Origin of the sequence: Luteitalea sp., assembly GCF_044337415.1 — a bacterium.
GTDB lineage: Bacteria > Acidobacteriota > Vicinamibacteria > Vicinamibacterales > Vicinamibacteraceae > Luteitalea.
Genome location: NZ_JBIINP010000011.1, coordinates 24,219 through 41,191, shown reverse-complemented (window position 1 = coordinate 41,191; position 16,973 = coordinate 24,219). Strand labels below are relative to the sequence as shown.

The 16,973-nt window shown below is 70.3% G+C and carries 15 protein-coding genes; 7 read left to right on the top strand and 8 right to left on the bottom strand.

All coding sequences use genetic code 11. The features are described 5' to 3' along the window. Positions 1 to 17 precede the first annotated feature (17 nt). From gmk to ACIRDX_RS03820, 5 genes are read right to left on the bottom strand one after another with little or no spacing between them, the layout of a single operon-like run. Positions 18 to 680 (bottom strand): guanylate kinase, encoded by a 663-nt coding sequence (gmk, locus tag ACIRDX_RS03840; protein ID WP_396624079.1) that lies wholly within the window; start codon positions 678 to 680, stop codon positions 18 to 20. Beyond that, positions 677 to 1,549, bottom strand: coding sequence for a YicC/YloC family endoribonuclease (locus ACIRDX_RS03835; RefSeq protein ID WP_396624078.1), 873 nt, complete (start codon positions 1,547 to 1,549; stop codon positions 677 to 679). The genes gmk and ACIRDX_RS03835 overlap by 4 nt, the downstream gene beginning before the upstream one ends. Before the next feature lie 8 nt (positions 1,550 to 1,557). After that, positions 1,558 to 3,393 (bottom strand): lipid A export permease/ATP-binding protein MsbA, encoded by a 1,836-nt coding sequence (gene msbA, locus ACIRDX_RS03830; RefSeq protein WP_396624077.1) that lies wholly within the window; start codon positions 3,391 to 3,393, stop codon positions 1,558 to 1,560. An 18-nt stretch (positions 3,394 to 3,411) separates the two neighbouring features. Continuing rightward, positions 3,412 to 4,422, bottom strand: a complete 1,011-nt coding sequence (gene galE / locus ACIRDX_RS03825) for a UDP-glucose 4-epimerase GalE (protein WP_396624076.1) — start codon at positions 4,420 to 4,422, stop codon at positions 3,412 to 3,414. Between the two features lie 4 nt (positions 4,423 to 4,426). Next, positions 4,427 to 5,722, bottom strand: a complete 1,296-nt coding sequence (locus ACIRDX_RS03820) for a UDP-glucose dehydrogenase family protein (RefSeq protein WP_396624075.1) — start codon at positions 5,720 to 5,722, stop codon at positions 4,427 to 4,429. 104 nt (positions 5,723 to 5,826) lie between these two features. On the opposite strand from ACIRDX_RS03820, the gene ACIRDX_RS03815 reads away from it, so the two are divergent. The 7 genes from ACIRDX_RS03815 (at position 5,827) to ACIRDX_RS03785 (ending at position 13,622) form a co-directional block, all read left to right on the top strand. Then, on the top strand, positions 5,827 to 6,927 hold the full coding sequence (locus ACIRDX_RS03815; protein ID WP_396624074.1) for a glycosyltransferase family 4 protein: 1,101 nt from the start codon (positions 5,827 to 5,829) through the stop codon (positions 6,925 to 6,927). Further along, positions 6,927 to 8,033 (top strand): glycosyltransferase family 4 protein, encoded by a 1,107-nt coding sequence (locus ACIRDX_RS03810; RefSeq protein WP_396624073.1) that lies wholly within the window; start codon positions 6,927 to 6,929, stop codon positions 8,031 to 8,033. The genes ACIRDX_RS03815 and ACIRDX_RS03810 overlap by 1 nt, the downstream gene beginning before the upstream one ends. Then, entirely contained in the window at positions 8,030 to 8,857 is an 828-nt protein-coding gene (locus ACIRDX_RS03805; RefSeq protein ID WP_396624072.1) for a glycosyltransferase family 2 protein, read from the top strand. Before ACIRDX_RS03810 ends, ACIRDX_RS03805 begins: the two co-directional genes overlap by 4 nt. 140 nt (positions 8,858 to 8,997) lie before the next feature. Further along, the gene (locus tag ACIRDX_RS03800; protein ID WP_396624071.1) at positions 8,998 to 10,113 is read left to right on the top strand and encodes a glycosyltransferase family 4 protein; all 1,116 of its coding nucleotides are present in this window, start codon (positions 8,998 to 9,000) and stop codon (positions 10,111 to 10,113) included. After that, on the top strand, positions 10,110 to 11,240 hold the full coding sequence (locus tag ACIRDX_RS03795) for a glycosyltransferase (protein WP_396624070.1): 1,131 nt from the start codon (positions 10,110 to 10,112) through the stop codon (positions 11,238 to 11,240). The genes ACIRDX_RS03800 and ACIRDX_RS03795 overlap by 4 nt, the downstream gene beginning before the upstream one ends. Further along, positions 11,234 to 12,676 carry an undecaprenyl-phosphate glucose phosphotransferase gene (locus ACIRDX_RS03790; protein WP_396624069.1) on the top strand — a complete coding sequence of 481 codons (1,443 nt, stop codon included), beginning with the start codon at positions 11,234 to 11,236 and terminating at the stop codon, positions 12,674 to 12,676. Before ACIRDX_RS03795 ends, ACIRDX_RS03790 begins: the two co-directional genes overlap by 7 nt. A gap of 10 nt (positions 12,677 to 12,686) precedes the next feature. Beyond that, positions 12,687 to 13,622 (top strand): UDP-glucuronic acid decarboxylase family protein, encoded by a 936-nt coding sequence (locus ACIRDX_RS03785; protein WP_396624068.1) that lies wholly within the window; start codon positions 12,687 to 12,689, stop codon positions 13,620 to 13,622. Positions 13,623 to 13,716: 94 nt separating this feature from the next. On the opposite strand, the gene ACIRDX_RS03780 is transcribed toward ACIRDX_RS03785, so the two are convergent. From ACIRDX_RS03780 to hflX, 3 genes are read right to left on the bottom strand one after another with little or no spacing between them, the layout of a single operon-like run. After that, positions 13,717 to 14,265, bottom strand: a complete 549-nt coding sequence (locus ACIRDX_RS03780; RefSeq protein WP_396624067.1) for a CDP-alcohol phosphatidyltransferase family protein — start codon at positions 14,263 to 14,265, stop codon at positions 13,717 to 13,719. Positions 14,266 to 14,277: 12 nt separating this feature from the next. Beyond that, complete coding sequence (locus tag ACIRDX_RS03775; protein ID WP_396624066.1) at positions 14,278 to 15,678, bottom strand: tetratricopeptide repeat protein; 1,401 nt, start codon at positions 15,676 to 15,678, stop codon at positions 14,278 to 14,280. Further along, a complete protein-coding gene (gene hflX / locus ACIRDX_RS03770; RefSeq protein WP_396624065.1) occupies positions 15,675 to 16,973 on the bottom strand; it encodes a GTPase HflX in 1,299 nt (432 codons plus the stop codon). Before hflX ends, ACIRDX_RS03775 begins: the two co-directional genes overlap by 4 nt.

Below are 16,973 nucleotides of genomic sequence, written 5' to 3'. Positions count from 1 at the left end.
GGGGCCCTGCCCCGCGTTCAGGCGACCGGTTGGGCGCCGAACGTCTTCAGGATTGCCTCAGCCGTGGGGCGCATGCGCGCGCGACGCACCCGCTCGGCCAGGATGATGCTGCGCATCGCCGTCACGCAGGCATCGAGGTCGTCGTTGACGACCACGTAGTCGTAGTCCTCGTAGGCCGCCACCTCGCCCCGCGCCGTGTCGAGACGGCGGCGGATGGCGGCATCCGGGTCCTTGCCACGCCCCCGGAGGCGTTGCTCGAGCACCTCGAACGACGGCGGCAGCACGAAGACGGTGACCAGCGGAATGCCCGCCGACCGGACCTGCCCGGCGCCCTGCACGTCGATAACCAGGACCACGTCCTTGCCCGACGCCATCAGGCGCTCGGCGTCGGCCTTGCCGGTCCCGTAGAGGTTGCCGAAGACGTCGGCGTGCTCGAGGAACTCGCCACGCGCCACCATGGCCTCGAAGGTGGCGCGGGACACGAAATTATAGTCTACCCCGTCCCGCTCCCCGGCGCGCGCGTTGCGCGACGTGTAGCTGCGCGACATCGTCAGGCCTGGTACCACCTGGACGAGGCGCTCGACCACGGTCGTCTTCCCCGTGCCCGAGGGGGCGGAGACGACGAAGAGCTGCCCCCCGCCCGGGAGGTCGTCGCTGGACTGCTGCGCGGTCGTCGTCATTCCACGTTCTGGACCTGCTCCCGCAGTTTCTCGAGCTCGGCCTTGGCCGTGACCACCAGGGCCGAGGCGCGGGCACCCTCGGCCTTGGAGCCTATTGTATTCACCTCGCGGTTCATCTCCTGCAGGAGAAAGTCGAGCTTGCGCCCGACCGGCTCCTCGCCGCCCACCAGTTCGACCCAGTGCGCCAGGTGCGCGCGCAACCGGACCAGTTCCTCGCGGATCTCGGACCGGGCCACGAACTTGACCACTTCCTGCGCCACCAGGGTCTCGTCGACCTGCGGGTCGAGCCGCAACTCGGCCACCCGCTGCAGCAAGCGCTCCTGGATCCCGGCCGCGCCGTCCCGGCTGGCCTCCTCGACGGCCTCCACCAGGCCGATCAGGGCCTGCCGGCGCTCCTCGAGCTCGGCGGCCAGGAACTCCCCTTCCTTCCGCCGCATGTCGTGCAACGCTCGCAGCGCCTCGTCGAGCACCTCCCCGACCACGGCCTCGAGGCGCGCCGCATCGATGGCGGGCCGCTCCTCGCGCACCTTGAGCACCTGGGGGATGCGCAACATGTCGCCGGGCTGGAGTGCGCCCTCGACGATCCCCGCCGCGCGGGCTCGGCCGACCGCCTCCCCCACCGCGGTGAGCAGCGTCTCGTCGATCTCCACGACGGTCACGGGCTCGACCCGCTCCTGGACATTCATGGCGACGTCGACACGCCCGCGGGCCAGCCGCTGCTGCAGGGTGGCGCGGAAGACGTGTTCGAGGGCCTGCACCGATTGCGGCAGGCGGAACTGCACGTCGAGGTGACGGTGATTGACGCTGCGCAGCGTCACGCTCACCGCCAGGTCCTCGGTCTCGCGGCTGGCGGCCGCAAATCCGGTCATCGATACGATCATCGGTCTTCCATCGCGCGCATGGCGCTGGCCTGTCCCGCCGCGGGCCGCGGCACGGCGACCGTCGCGGGCGTCGCCTCCCCGGCCCCCGCCGGCTCGGTGGCGGCTTCGTTGCCGAACATCTGGAGCGCGTACAGCCGGCTGTAGACGCCACCGGGGCGCGCCAGCAGATCGTCGTGGCGGCCCGTCTCGACGATCCGGCCGTCCTCGAGGACGATGATGCGGTCGGCGCTGCGCACCGTCGACAGCCGATGCGCGATCACGAACGAGGTGCGGTTGCGCATCAGCGCCTGCAGGGCGTCCTGCACCAGGCGCTCCGACTCGGCGTCGAGTGAAGAGGTCGCCTCGTCGAGCACCAGGATCGGCGAATCCTTGAGGATGGCCCTGGCGATGGCGAGGCGCTGCCGCTGACCGCCACTCAGGCGACCGCCCCGCTCGCCGATCCGCGTCTCGTAGCGCTCCGGCAGCGTCGCGATGAACTCGTGCGCGTGCGCGGCACGGGCGGCAGCCTCGATCTCGGCCGGCGACGCCGTGGGCCGGCCATAGGCGATGTTGTTGGCGATCGTGTCGTCGAACAGCACGGTCTCCTGCGTGACCAGGCCGATGTGGGCACGCAGCGACGCGAGCGTCGCGTCGCGGATGTCGAGGCCGTCGATCAGGATGGCGCCGTCGGTGACGTCGTAGAACCGCGGCAGGAGGTTCACCAGCGTGGTCTTGCCGGCGCCGCTGAGGCCGACGATGGCCACGATCTCGCCGGCCTCGACGCGGAACGACACGCCGTCGAGCACGGTGCGCTTGTCGCGATCGGCGTAGGCGAAGCTGACGTCGCGAAACTCCACGGCCGTCCGCGGCCGCGGCATCGGCACGGCGCCGGGCCGGTCGGTGACCTCCGTGTGCGTGTCGAGCAGTTCGAAGATGCGCTGCGCCGCCGCCATGGCCTGCTGCAGCGTGGCGTTGACGCGACTGAGCCGCTTGATCGGCTCGTACATCAGGAACAGCGTCGTGACGAAGAGCATGAACTCGCCCATCGTCAGGCGGCCCTGCCCGATCTGCGAGGCGCCGTACCAGAGCATCGCGGCCACCGCGATGCCGCCCAGCCACTCCATCAGGGGCGGAAGGGCCGACACCGTGCTGGTCACCTGCATGTTCGTGCGGTAGACGCGGTGCGAGGCGTCTTCGAAGCGCGCCTGCTCGCGCGCCTCGGCGCCGAAGGCCTTCACGATGCGGTGCCCGCCGAAGGCCTCGGCGGTGATGTGCGTGAGGACCTCGAGCTGTTCCTGCGACCGCCGGCCGCGCCGCCGGACGCGCTGGCCCAGGCGCACCAGCGGATAGATGAGGACGGGCGCGCCGGTCAGCGACACGAGCGCCAGCCGGGCGTCGTGGTAGAAGAGCAGGCCGATGTAGCCGACCAGGGCAAAGCCCTCACGGATGATGTCGCCGATCGTCTGCGACACCACCTGCTGCACCTGGTTGACGTCGTTGTTGACGCGCGACAGGAGCTGCCCCGTGGACCGGCGCGAGAAGAACGCCGCCGACTGGCCGAGGACGTGCCCGAACATCTGGTTGCGGATGTCGCGCACGACCCGTTGCCCGACGTCGGTCATCATGTACGCCGACAGGTACGCACCCAGGCCCTTCACCAGGTACACGCCGACGATGGCGAGCGCGATGGTAGGCAACTCCGCCTGGTTGCCCAGCGCCTGGTCGAAGATCGGCTTGATCAGGTAGACGACGCCGGCCGACGCAGCCCCATAGGCCACCATCGCCACGAAGGCCGCGGCAATGTGGGCGCGGTACGGACGCGCATAGCGGAGCAGCCGGAGGAGGACAGTCACGCGCGGGGGTCGCGGTCCTCAGTCGCCGTAGCCATCAGGATGCGCGTCGAACCAGCGCCACGCGGTGCCGACGATGGTGTCGAGGTCGGCGTGGCGCGGCACCCAGCCCAGTGCGGCACGAATGGCGTCGTTGGCTGCGTAGAGCGTGGAGGGGTCACCGGCGCGGCGAGGTGCGACGGTGAAGGGCACGGGACGGCCGGCGACACGCGCCACCGCCTCGATGACCTCCCGCACCGAGTGCGGAGTGCCCGTGCCGACGTTGAACCGAGCGGATGGGCCACCCTGCTCCAACGACTCGAGCGCACGGACGTGGGCGTCGGCCAGGTCGGTGACGTGGATGTAGTCGCGCAGGCAGGTGCCGTCGGGCGTCGGGTAGTCGTCGCCGAACACCTTCAGGCTGTCGGTGCCGCGGGCCGCGAAGATGGCCCGCGGGATGATGTGGATCTCCGGAGAGTGATCTTCGCCGAGCAGACCGTCAGGGTCGGCGCCGGCCGCGTTGAAGTACCGGAGTGCGATGCTCTTGAGGCCGTAGGCGGTCTCGAAGTGCGGCAGCGCCCGCTCGACGGCGAGCTTGGTCTCGCCGTACGAGTTGATGGGTTGTTGCGGATGCGATTCGTCGATCGGCACCCGCTGGGGTTCGCCGTAGGTGGCGCAGGTGGACGAGAAGATCAGCCGCGTCACGCCAGCCCGCCGCAGCCCGTCGAGCAGGCCGAGCGACCCGACCACGTTGTTGCGGTAGTACCCGACCGGGTCGGTGACCGAATCGCCCACCGACAACCAGGCGGCAAAGTGCATCACGGCGTCGATGCCGTGCTCGCGGCAGGTCGCCTCCACGGTGGCCGTCTCGCCGATACCCGCCTCGACGACCGTCAACTGCCCCGGGGCCGCCACGGTCTGCAGCGCCGCGCAGGCGCCGCGATGTCCGGCGGAGAAGTCGTCGAGCACCACCACGCGGCGCCCCGCCGCCAGGAGGGCCTTCACGGAGTGACTGCCGATGTACCCGGCTCCGCCGGTGACGAGCACGGCCATCGAGCTAGCGTCCGATCGAGTAGTACGCGAAGCCCTGCGCCGCGATGGCCTCGGGCTTGTAGATGTTCCGCCCGTCGAAGATCACCGGCGTCTTCATGCGCTTGCGCATGCGTTCGAAATCGGGCTCGCGGAACTCGTTCCACTCGGTGATCAGGGCCAGGGCGTCGGCGTCCTTGAGGGCCTCGTAGGCGTTCCGGCAATAGGTGATCCGGTCGCCGAAGATCCGCTTGGCGGTCGCCTGCGCCTCGGGGTCGTAGGCCTGGACGATGGCCCCGGCCTTGAGCAGCCCCTCGATGATCGTGATGGCCGGCGCCTCGCGCATGTCATCGGTGCGCGGCTTGAACGCCAGGCCCCACACGCCGATCGTCTTGCCCTTCAGGGACCGCAGGCGCTGCTTCATCATCTGCAGCAGCTTCTTCTTCTGCGCCGCGTTGACGTCCTCGACGGCCTCGAGGATCTTGAAGTCGTAGCCCTTGTCGCGCGAGAACTTCAGGATCGCCTTGACGTCCTTCGGGAAGCAGCTGCCGCCGTAGCCGACGCCTGGAAACAGGAACGAGGGCCCGATCCGGGCGTCCGACGCCACCGCACGGCGCACCTGATCGACGTTGGCGCCGTACAGCTCACAGACGCGCGCCACCTCGTTCATGAACGAGATGCGCGTGGCCAGCATGGCATTGGCGGCGTACTTGCACAGCTCGGCGCTGGCGCAGTCCATCACCATGATCGGGGCGCCGGTGCGCGTGAACGGCGCGTAGAGCTCCGTCATGACCTTGCCGGCGCGCTCGTCGTCGGCACCGATGACCACCCGGTCGGGCTTCAGGAAGTCGTCGACCGCCGCGCCCTGCTTCAGGAACTCGGGGTTGCTGACGACGCTGAACGGATGGGTGGTCTCCTTGGCCATCACCTCGCGGACCTTCTCGGAGGTCCCCACGGGCACCGTGCTCTTGTCGACCACGACCTTGTAGCCGTTCATCGCCCGGGCGACGTCGCGGGCCACGCCCAGCACGTGCTTGAGGTCGGCCGAGCCGTCCTCGGCCTCGGGCGTCCCGACGGCGATGAAGATGATGTCGGAGGCCGTGACGGCCGAGGGCAGGTCGGTGGTGAACGTCAGGCGCTTCTCCGACGAGTTCCGCTTGACGATCTCCTCGAGGCCGGGCTCGTAGATCGGGATCTTGCCGCGCTTGAGCGCCTTGACCTTGTCGACATTGCTGTCGACGCAGATGACGTCGTTGCCGTTCTCGGCGAAACACGCCCCGACGACGAGCCCCACGTAGCCCGTACCCACCACTGCAATCTTCACGTCTGATCCTCCGGTCGGGGGACGGCATGCCCGCTCCATCCGTACGCCAGCCCTGACGCGCCGAGGCACAGACGCCCGAACGCCTTACGCTAGCATACGTCCCCGTGAAGGTGCTGCTCGACTATCGTCCCGCCCTGCGCACCCGCACGGGCGTTGGCGAGTACGTCCACCGCACGGCGCTCGCGCTGGGCGCCACGGCCCCGCCGGGGGCCGAGGTGGCCGTGTTTTCGAGCAGCTGGAAGGATCGCCTGGAGTCGCCAGGCCCGGGGATTCGCGCCACGGACATCCGCGTGCCCGTCCGCGCGCTCAACTGGGCGTGGCATCGGTGGCAGTTCCCGCCCGTCGAGTGGCTCGTCGGCGCCGCCGACATCGTCCACTCCCCCACGCCCCTGCTGATTCCGGCGCGACGGGCCGCGCAGGTGGTCACGATCCACGACCTGTTCTTCCTCGATCACCCGGAGGCGACCGCGGCCGAGGTGCGGCGCGACTACCCGGCGCTCGTGGCCGATCACGCGCGGCGCGCGGATCTGGTGGTCACCGTGTCGGCGACCGTCGCCGCGCAGGTGGTGGCGCGCCTCGGTGTCGCCCCTGCCTCGGTGGTGACCTGTCACAACGGCGCTCCCGGCTGGACCGCGCGCCCGTCCGTGCCCGCGGAGGGACCGGTGATCTGCCTCGGCACGCTCGAGCCCCGCAAGAACATCGCAGGCCTGCTCGATGCCTGGGAGCACCTGATGGCCGGTGGCCTGCGGATCCCGTTGCGCCTGGCGGGCGGCGCGCCCCCAGCGGCGGCGCCCGTGCTCGCGCGCCTGCAGCGACCGCCACTGCAGGGCGTCGTCGAGCATGTCGGGTATCTGGAGGAGTCCGCGCGCCGCGGGTTCTACGACACGGCGCGCCTGCTCGTGCTGCCCTCCTTCGACGAAGGGTTCGGGATTCCCGTCGTCGAGGCGATGGCCGCCGGGGTACCCGTGGTGGCGGCGCGTCGCGGCGCCCTGCCCGAGGTGTGCGGCGACGCCGCGGTCCTCGTGGAGCCAGACGACCCGAGAGGCATTGCCGAGGCCGTGGCGGCGCTCCTGGCCGACCCCGCCCGACTCGAGACGCTCCGACAGCGGGGCATCGCACGGGCAGCGACGTTCTCGTGGGAGCGGTCCGCCGAGCACCTCTGGCGTGCGTATGCCGACGCCATCACCCGCCGGAGGGCCCGCTGATGCGCATCGGCGTCGATGCGCGGGAACTCGCCGGACGCCCGACCGGCGTCGGGCGCTACCTGCGGGAGCTGCTCGTGCGCTGGCACCGCGACCCGGCCTATGCCGGCGCCGAGGTGGTGCTGTTCGCGCCCGAGCCCCCGGCCATCACCCCGATCTCCGGGGCGCCGGGCGCGCGCCTGATCACGCAGGTCGTGCCCGGCACGCCCGGCACCGTGTGGGAGCAGCGGGCGCTGGCCAGGGCAATTGGCGACGCGCATCTCGACGTGCGCTTCTCGCCGGCCTACACCGCGCCGCTGTGGGCCGCCTCGCCGCTCGTGCTGGCCATGCACGACGTGTCGTTCGCGGCCCACCCGGAGTGGTACGCCTGGCGCCACGGACTCCGGCTGCGCCTGCTGGCGCGTGCGAGCGCCGCGCGCGCCGCCCTCGTGCTCACGCTCACTCGCTTCTCTGCCGACGAGATCCAGCGCCACCTGGGCGTGCCGGCGGGGCGCCTCCGGGTGATCCCGTTGGCGGTGGACTATCACGACGCCCCTCCAGCCCCCCTGCCGGGGCGCGCGACGCCCGAGGTGCTGTTCGTCGGGTCCATCTTCGAGCGGCGTCACCTGCCGATGCTGATCGAGGCGGTGGCGCTGGCGCGCCGGCAGGTGTCCGACCTGCGCCTCGAGGTGATCGGCGAGAACCGGACGCACCCCCGCCAGGACCTGCAGGGACTGGCCGCACGACTCGGCCTCGGCGATGCGGTCCGCCTGCGTGACTACGTCTCGGAGGCCGATCTCGACGCGGCGTATGCCTCGGCCGGCGTGTTCGCGTTCCTGTCGGCGTACGAGGGGTTCGGCCTGACGCCCCTCGAGGCCATGCGGCATCGCGTGCCGACGGTGGTCCTCGACACCCCGGTGGCCCGTGAGGTCTACGGCGACGGCGCCCGCTACGTCGCGGCCGGCGATGCGCCGGGCCTGGCCGCGGAGCTGGTGCGGCTGGTGACCGACGCGGAGCACCGCCGCGCCTGCATCGCCGCCGGAGACACGGCCGTCGCCGGCTACCGGTGGGACGACACGGCGCGCCTCACGTGGCAGGCATTGGTCGACGCGGCGGGAGGACGACGGTGACCCACGGCGTCTCGATCGTCATCGTCACGTTCAACGCGCGCGAGGACGCGCTGGCCTGCCTCGCGTCAGTGCATGCACATCCGCCGGCGCGGCCGTGGGAAGCCATCGTGGTAGACAACCGCTCCGGAGACGGCACCGCCGATGCCCTGGCGGCCCGCTGGCCCGACCTGCCGCTGCGGCGCCTGCCTGAGAACGTGGGCTTTGCGGCCGCCAACAACATCGGCATCCGCGCGACCACCCAGCCCTACGTCCTGCTGCTCAACAGCGACACCCTCGTGGGCGCCGGGCAGGTGGAAGGCCTGTGCGCCGCGCTCGACGGCGAACCGGCAGCGGCTGCTGCGGGGCCCTGCCTTGTCGATGGGACCGGGCAGCAGGAGCTGTCGTACGGCCCGATGATCTCGCCCCTGAACGAAGCCCGGCAGAAGGTGCGCGGCCGGCTGCTGTCGGCGGGGCCGACGGCGGTCCGTGCCCGCATCGCCGCCGACATGCAGCGCCGGCAGTTCGTCGACTGGGTCAGCGGTGCGTGCCTGCTCGTCCGGCGCGAGGCCGCCGAGGCGGTCGGCCTGCTCGACGAGCGCTACTTCATGTACTGCGAGGACGTCGACTTCTGCGCGGCCCTGCGCGCGGCCGGCCATCGGATTCTCTATGCCCCCGAGGTCGTCGTGACGCACCTGCGCGGTCGATCGCGGGCGTCGGCGCCGGCCGCCACCACCCGGCGCTATCGCGACAGCCAACTCGCCTTCTACCGCAAGCACCACCCGCGCTGGGCCTGGCTGCTGCGCTGGTACCTCGCCGCGCGCGACGTGACGGGGCGGCGCGGCTGACACGGCCGCGCCATCGACCTTCGTCCTTCGGCCTTGGGCCTTCGTTCTCCAGCCTTCGGCCTTCCTGAATTGCGGCATCGCGGCAGTGCGGCATTCACCCGGGCCGCGCCTGCGCGGCCCGGGTGCTAGACTCGGCCCGAATGCGCGTGGCGATCGACATCCGGAAGTTGCGGGACTACGGCATCGGCACGTACGTCCGCAACATCGTCGCGCGCCTCGCGGTGCTGGACACGGCGTCGGAGTACATCCTCATCAGCCGACCGGACGACCTCGAGTTCGCCTGCACCGTCGGCCCGAACTTCCGGGGCGTGATCAGCACGGCCGGCAACTACTCGCTGCGGGAGCAGTTCAGCATTCCGTCAATCCTGAGGCGGGAGCGGGTGGATGTGTTCCATGCGCCCCACTACGTGCTGCCGCCGGTGCTGCCATGCCCATCGGTGGTGACGATCCACGACTGCATCCACCTGATGTTCCCGCAGTACCTGCCGAACCGGTTGGCCTACACCTACGCGCGCACCTTCATGTGGAGCGCAACGCACCGGTCGTCCCACGTGTTGACGGTCTCGGAGGCCTCCAAGCGCGACATCCTGCGCTTCTACCGGATTCCCGCCGAGAAGATCACGGTGGCGCCCAACGCCATCGACGACCGCTTCAACCGGACCCCGGCCGCCGAGGACATCGCGCGCGTGCAGGAGCGCTTCCAGCTGCACGATCCGTTCGTGCTGTACGTGGGCAACATCAAGCCGCACAAGAACATCGAGCGGCTCATCGAGGCGTTCGCGCTGGTCCGCACCGGACCGCTCGCCAACACCAAGCTGCTCATCATCGGCGACGAGATCAGCAAGTACCCGACGCTGCGGCGGGCGGTGCACCAGCACAAGCTGCACAAGCACGTCCGGTTCCTGGGCTTTGTCGGCGACCAGACGCTGGCGGCCCTGTATCGGCTCGCCACGGTGTTTGCCTTCCCCTCGCTCTACGAGGGCTTCGGCCTGCCGCCGCTGGAAGCGATGGCCAGCGGGACCCCCGTGGTGACCTCCAACGTGTCCTCGTTGCCCGAGGTGGTAGGCGATGCGGCCATCCTCGTCGACCCGCGGGAACCGACCGCCATCGCCCACGGGTTGCGCCGCGCCCTGCTCGACCCCGCGCTCCGCGCCCAGATGCGCGAGCGTGGACTGGCGCGCGCGACTCACTACTCGTGGATGCGGACGTCCGAGACGATCCTCCGCATCTACCGCGAAACGGCGGCCGGACGATGAGTGACGCGCTGGCCGGGGCCCGCATCGCCCTCGTGCACGACTGGCTGACGGGCATGCGCGGCGGCGAGCGCGTGCTCGAGGTGCTCTGCGAGCGCTTCCCCGACGCCTCGCTGCACACCCTGCTGCACGTCCCCGGGAGCGTGTCCCCCGCCATCGAACGCCACCGACCGCAGACCTCCTTCCTGCAACAGGTGCCGGGCGTGGCGCGCCTCTACCGCCACCTGCTCCCGCTGTATCCCCGGGCCATCGAGGGACTCGACGTGGGCGACGCCGACCTGGTGATTTCCACCAGTCACTGCGCCGCCAAGTCGGTGCCGACCCGCCCCCCGACCCGGCACCTCTGCTACTGCTTCACGCCGGTCAGGTATGCCTGGGACCAGTTCGATCAGTACTTCGGGGTCGAGCGGGTGGGACGGGTCAAGTCGGCGGTGATGCGGCGACTGCTGGACCGGTTCGCCCGCTGGGACCAGCGCACGAGCGGGCGCCCGGACCGCTATGTGGCGATTTCTCAGTATGTTGCGCGGAGGATCCGTCGATACTATAATCGACGGTCGGCCGTGGTGTACCCGCCGGTCGACACGCGCTACTTCACGCCCGGCGAACGGCCGCGCGAGGGCTATGCGCTGGTCGTCTCGGCACTGGTGCCCTACAAGCGGGTCGACGTCGCCGTCGCCGCCTGTCGGCAGATCGGCGTGCCGCTGCGGATCGTCGGGCAAGGCCCGGAGTTTGCCGCCCTGTCACGATCGGGCGGGTCGGGTGTCGCATTCCTGGGGGCCCTGCCGGACTCAGAGGTGCGCGAGTTGTATCGTCGGGCGGCGGTGGTCCTGCTGCCTGGCGAGGAAGATTTCGGCCTGGTGCCCGTGGAGGCACAGGCCTGCGGGACCCCGGTGGTGGCCCTCGGGCGCGGTGGCGCGACCGAGACGATCGTGGATGGCCGCACGGGAGCCCTGACCGGCGAGGGCGTGGATGCCCTGGCCGACGGGATTCGCCGGGTGCTCGAGCAGCCCCCGGAGCCGGCCGCCTGCAGGACACAGGCGGAGCGGTTTGCCACTGACCGATTCGTCAAGGAACTGACCGACGCCGTGACCGACTTGCGACAGGCCGCCCCGGAGGCGGTGCGATGGTAAGGCGCTACAACCGCCTCCTCGTGGCCCTGCACGTGGCCGCCGATGCCGCGTCGGGCGTGGTCGCCTTCCTGCTCGCCTACTGGGTCCGTTTCCACTCGGGCCTCATCGCCGTCACCAAGGGCTACCCGCCCTTCGAGCAGTACCTCTGGCTGGCGCCGATCATCGGCGGGCTGGTGCCCCTCGCCTTCCACCTCCACGGCGTCTATCGGCTGCGGCGTGGCCGTTCCCGCATCGACGACTTCTTCGGCGTCCTCGTCGGCAACGTGCTCGCCGTGGTGCTGGGCGTGGTCAGCACGCTGTACGTGCAGACGTACTACGTGCCCGACCCGCTGAAGGACCGCGGCGTGTTCGAGGTCAGCCAGTTGGTGTGGGGCCTCTTCCTGTTCCTGAACGTGGCCCTCACCTTCGTCAGCCGCGTCGCGGTCCGCGACTGGATGGAGCGGCGCTGGCGCGCCGGCATCGGGCTCAAGCGCGTCCTGGTCGCGGGGGCCGGCGATCTCGGCCGCCTCGTGGTCGATCGCATCCTCGAACACCGTGAGCTGGGCCTCAAGATCGTCGGCTTCGTCGACGACAAGGCCGAGGGCGGCGCCAGCCTGGGTTATCGCGGCCTGCCCCTGCTCGGCACCCTGGACGAGACCCCCGAGATTCTGCAACGGGAGCGCATCGACCACCTGTACATCGCGCTGCCCCTCGACGAGCACGTCAAGATGCTGGCGCTGGTGGAGAACGCCAACCGCGAGATCGTCGACATCCGCGTCGTCCCCGACCTGCTGCAGATCATCTCGTTGCGAGCCCGGCTCGAGGATCTCGACGGCCTCCCCATCATCAACATCCACGATGTGCCGCTGCGCGGACTGAACGCCGTCCTCAAGCGGACCATGGACGTCGTGCTGGCCGGCGCCAGCCTGTTGGCCCTCGCCATCCCGATGGGCCTGCTCACGCTCATCATCCGCCTGACGTCGCCGGGTCCGGCCCTGTTCCGCCAGGAGCGGATGGGGCTCGACGGCAAGGCCTTCTACGTCTGGAAGTTCCGCTCGATGTACGACGGGGCGGAGCGCAACTCCGGCCCGGTCTGGGCCGTCGAGGACGACCCGCGCTGCACGCCGATCGGCCAGTTCCTCCGCCGCAGCAACCTCGACGAACTGCCGCAGCTCTGGAACGTCCTGCGCGGCGACATGTCGCTCGTCGGGCCGCGCCCCGAGCGCCCCTTCTTCGTCGACCAGTTCAAGCAACGCATCCCGCAGTACATGCTGCGCCACAAGGTCCGCGCCGGCCTCACCGGCTGGGCGCAGGTCAACGGCTGGCGCGGCAACACGTCCATCGAGAAGCGCATCGAGTACGACCTGTACTACATCGAGAACTGGTCGCTCATGCTGGACCTCAAGATCATGTGGCTCACCGTGATCAAGGGGTTCTTCCACAAGCACGCCTACTGAGGTCCAGCGCATGCCACGCGTCGTCATCACGGGAGCCGCCGGCTTCATCGGCTCCCATCTCGCCGAGACCCTGCTCGACCGCGGCTACACGGTCGTGGGCATCGACAACCTGCTGACCGGCGACACGGCCAACATCGCGCACCTGGCCAACCGCGACTTCACGTTCATCAAGCACGACGTCACCAACTACATCTACATCGACGGTCCGGTCGACGCGGTGCTCCACTGGGCCAGCCCGGCCAGCCCGATCGACTACCTGGAACTGCCGATCCCGACGCTCAAGGTCGGGGCGCTCGGCACGCACAAGGCGCTCGGGCTCGCCAAGGAGAAGAAGGCGCGCTTCGTGCTCGCCTCCACCTCCGAGGTGTACGGGGATCCGCTCGAACACCCGCAGAAGGAGACCTACTGGGGCAACGTCAACCCGGTCGGTCCGCGCGGCGTGTACGACGAGGCCAAGCGCTTCGCCGAGGCCATGACGATGGCGTACCACCGCTACCACGGGGTCGACGCCAAGATCGTCCGCATCTTCAACACCTACGGCCCGCGCATGCGCGTCAACGACGGCCGGTCGGTGCCGGCCTTCATGAGCCAGGCCCTGCGCAACGAGGACGTCACCATCTTCGGCGACGGCTCGCAGACGCGCAGCTTCTGCTACGTGTCGGACCTGGTCGACGGCATCCTCCGCCTGATGGACTCGGCGACCAACGAGCCCGTCAACATCGGCAACCCGCACGAGCTCACCATCAAGCAGATCGCCGAGACGATCATCCGCATGACGGGGTCGAGCTCGACGCTCGTCTACCGGCCGCTGCCGGAGGACGACCCGAAGGTGCGCCGCCCCGACATCACCAAGGCCCGCACGCTGCTCGGCTGGGAGCCGAAGGTGTCGCTGGAAGATGGCCTGACGCGCACCATCGAGTATTTCCGCCGCAAGGTTCTGGGATAGCTTCGGAATTTCAGAATTTCAGAATTGCAGGATTGCACCACGGCCAGAGTGTTGGGCGCACGGGGTGAAATTCTGCAATCGTGAAAGTCTGCAGTCACGACGGCCTGATCGTGGGGCGTTGCGCCGTGAGCAGGTAGTGCAGCGCGCTGACGACGGTGATGATGCCCGAGGCGATCGCGAACAGCCCGGGGATGGCCGAGGGCCGCGCCAGCCAGTTGTACAGCAACGTCACCACCCCGGTGGCCGCGAAGGTGGCGGTCGCCAGTTTCCCCCAGATCGACGGGTAGAACGTCCTCGGCCCCAGTGCCAGGTTGACGATCGACACCGTCAACACGATGCCCACGTCGCGGCTCGCCACCACCACCGTCAGCCACAGCGGGATGCGGTGCGTGAGGTGCGGCAGCGGGAACGTCAGCACGACGAACATCGTGAGCAACAGCAGCTTGTCGGCGACGGGATCGAGCCACGCCCCCAGCGTGGTGGGCCCTGACCGCCGTGCCACGTAGCCGTCGAGCAGGTCGGTCACCGACGCGAGCACGAACACCGACAGGGCGCCGCCGAGCTGCCCGTACACGAGCAGGATGGCGAACACGGGAATCAACAGCATCCGCAGCAGCGTGAGCTGGTTGGCGAAGGTCAGCACGGCTCGTTCTCGTCAGGGCCGCGGCGCGGCGCCGGTCATCGGCCCGAGCTTCTCGACGATGCGCGCGAGACGATCCACTGCGGCCACGGCGTCGGCCCCACTCATGGGCCGGCTGATCCCGAAGGTCTGCCCCTCGAGCGGCGTCATCACACCGCTGGCCACGGCTCGCGAGATCGGCACATAAAGCGTGTGCCCGGGACGCACGTCCGCGAACGCCAGTCGTGCCTCGCGCCATCCCTGGCCGAGTTGCGGGGCACGGGCATCCACGAGGTTGAGCACGCGTGCGACCGTCGCGGCGAACTCGCCGCGGCTCATGCCGGCACTGGGCTGGAAGGTGTGGTTGGGATACACCTCCATTGCGCCTGCGCGGGCGGCCAGCAGGATCGACGCCTGCGCCCAGTGGCGCCGGCTGTCGGTGATGAGTACCGTCCCGCGGGCAGTCGCCTGCAGAATCGGCGCGACGTTGTGCGCAAGCAACGCCGCCGCCTCGCCGCGCGTCACGCGCGGCGACCCGCCGATGGCCTTGAACTCGGCGGGCAGTGACGCGTCCTTGAGGCCCGTCTCGATCTCCGTGATGCGGGCCGGCAGGTCCGTGAGGCCCGGGTCGAGTTCGAGCGCGCGCCGGAAGTCGGCGAGCGCCACCACCGGCTCCGCCGCGGCGACGTTCAATTCACCGCGGATCGCGTAGGCCCTGGCATCCGCCGCGTCGAGCGCCAGCGCACGGTCGACCATGGTCCGCGCGCGGTCCAGTTGACCGAGCTTCAGTTCCACGTCCGCGAGATCGCGGTGCAGGAACCCGCTGTCCGGCGACGCGCGCAGCGCGCGGCCATAGTGCTCGCGGGCCTCCTCGAGGCGTTGTCCGGCCAGGGCGGCCTGCGCGGCGGCCACGTCGCTCTGCACGGCGCGGAACCGCAGCACCTCGACCCGGCGCAACGCCACCGGCTGGTCCGGCGCGGCCGCCAGGGCCGACTGGTAGGCATCGAACGCCTCCCCTTCACGCCCGAGCTCGACCAGCGCCTCGCCGCGCCCGACCAGGGCTGGCACATACGCGGGTTGCGCCGCGAGCGCGCGATCGAACCACTGCAGCGCGTCGGCGTGGGCCGCCTGCGCGAGCCGCACGTACCCGAGCGCGGCTTGCGAGGGATAGAAGCGGGGCGATTTCTTGAGGGATTCGCGCAGCGTCCGCTCGGCGCTCCGGGGGTCGCCCGACTGCAATTGCGCCCACGCCCGTTCGTGCGCTTGCACGGGGGGCGCGGGCCTGGCCAGATCGGCCGGTACCAGAGGCTTGGGGTAATCAGGGAACCGCTCGGCCCCGGGCGCCACGACCGGCGGGGGCACGGGCCGCGAACACGCCGTCGACAGGGCCAGTCCGAGGGTCGCCGCCAGCAGCCAGCGGCGCGCGGTGGCCGTCATAGCGACAGGCCTTCCTGCAGGCGTTGCATGAGCCGGCGCGGCACTTCCGCCTCGATGCTCACGCGGTCGCCGTCGGCGTCATGGCTCAGGACGCGCGCGACGCGGTACAGCCGCTCGATCGCCTCACGGTCCTCTTGCCGCCCCTGGTCGAACGAGAGCGTCACCCGGCGCGTGTCGAGGCCGAGGGCACGCGCCACCTCCGTCAGCAGCTCGTCCACGCCGTCGCCGGTGGCCGCAGAGATCTGCAGGGACCCTTCGTACGCCTGGCGCAGGTGGTCACGGGCCCCGGCATCCAGGCGATCGACCTTGTTGAACACCAGCAGCATCGGCACCTCGGCGGCGTCGACCTCGCCGAGCACCCGGTCCACGGCCTGCATGTGGCGCTCGTAGTCGTCGATCGAGGCATCGACCACGTGGAGCAGCAGGTCGGCGTCGGCCACTTCCTCGAGCGTGGCGCGGAACGCTGCCACGAGCGTGTGGGGCAGGCGGTCGATGAACCCGACGGTGTCCGAGAGGGCGGCATGCTGGCGATGCGGCAGCTTGAGCTCGCGCGTAAGCGGATCGAGCGTCACGAACAGCGCATCGGAGGCCACCGCCGAGTCGTGCGTCAGCCGGTTGAAGAGCGTGGTCTTGCCCGCATTGGTGTAACCGACCAGGGCCACGGCGGGCAGTTCGGTGCGGCGGCGGCGATCGCGCAACTGCCCCCGCCGGCGCCGGACCTCGGCCAACTCGTCGGCGAGTACGCCGATGCGCACGCGGATGCGCCGACGATCGGTCTCGAGCTTGGTCTCACCCGGGCCGCGGGTGCCGATGCCCCCGCCCAGGCGCGACAAGGCTGCCGAGGCCCCCACCAGCCGTGGCAGCAGGTAGCGGAGTTGCGCGAGCTCGACCTGGAGCTTGCCCTCGCGCGTGCGCGCCCGGCGCGCGAAAATGTCGAGGATCAGCTGCGTCCTGTCGATGACGCGCCGTTCGAGGCCCTTCTCGATGTTGCGCAGTTGCGCCGGCGTGAGCTCGTTGTCGAAGATGACGAGCGAGAGGTCGGCCTCCTCGCACGCGGCCTTCAGGCGCTCCAGCTTGCCGGAGCCGATGAGCGTGGCGGGGTCGGGCCGCTCGCGCTCCTGCGTGAACCGCAGGACCGGCACAGCATCAGCAGCCTCGGCGAGCCCGGCGAGTTCCTCGAGCGCGTCCTCGACGTGGGTGCGACGCGCCTCGCCCGTGATCAGGCCCACCAGCGCCGCCCGCTCGCGGCCTGCCGGCCCGCTCCCCTGTTGGTGCCGATCCGTCACTGCAGGCAT

Coding starts and splice junctions, on each gene's coding strand:
- galE (WP_396624076.1), bottom strand. CDS start 4,422: ATGGCCGTGCTCGTCACCGGCGGAGCCGGGTACATCGGCAGTCACTCC.
- ACIRDX_RS03775 (WP_396624066.1), bottom strand. CDS start 15,678: ATGACGGCCACCGCGCGCCGCTGGCTGCTGGCGGCGACCCTCGGACTG.
- ACIRDX_RS03810 (WP_396624073.1), top strand. CDS start 6,927: ATGCGCATCGGCGTCGATGCGCGGGAACTCGCCGGACGCCCGACCGGC.
- ACIRDX_RS03785 (WP_396624068.1), top strand. CDS start 12,687: ATGCCACGCGTCGTCATCACGGGAGCCGCCGGCTTCATCGGCTCCCAT.
- hflX (WP_396624065.1), bottom strand. CDS start 16,973: ATGCCTGCAGTGACGGATCGGCACCAACAGGGGAGCGGGCCGGCAGGC.
- ACIRDX_RS03835 (WP_396624078.1), bottom strand. CDS start 1,549: ATGACCGGATTTGCGGCCGCCAGCCGCGAGACCGAGGACCTGGCGGTG.
- ACIRDX_RS03790 (WP_396624069.1), top strand. CDS start 11,234: ATGGTAAGGCGCTACAACCGCCTCCTCGTGGCCCTGCACGTGGCCGCC.
- ACIRDX_RS03800 (WP_396624071.1), top strand. CDS start 8,998: ATGCGCGTGGCGATCGACATCCGGAAGTTGCGGGACTACGGCATCGGC.
- gmk (WP_396624079.1), bottom strand. CDS start 680: ATGACGACGACCGCGCAGCAGTCCAGCGACGACCTCCCGGGCGGGGGG.
- ACIRDX_RS03795 (WP_396624070.1), top strand. CDS start 10,110: ATGAGTGACGCGCTGGCCGGGGCCCGCATCGCCCTCGTGCACGACTGG.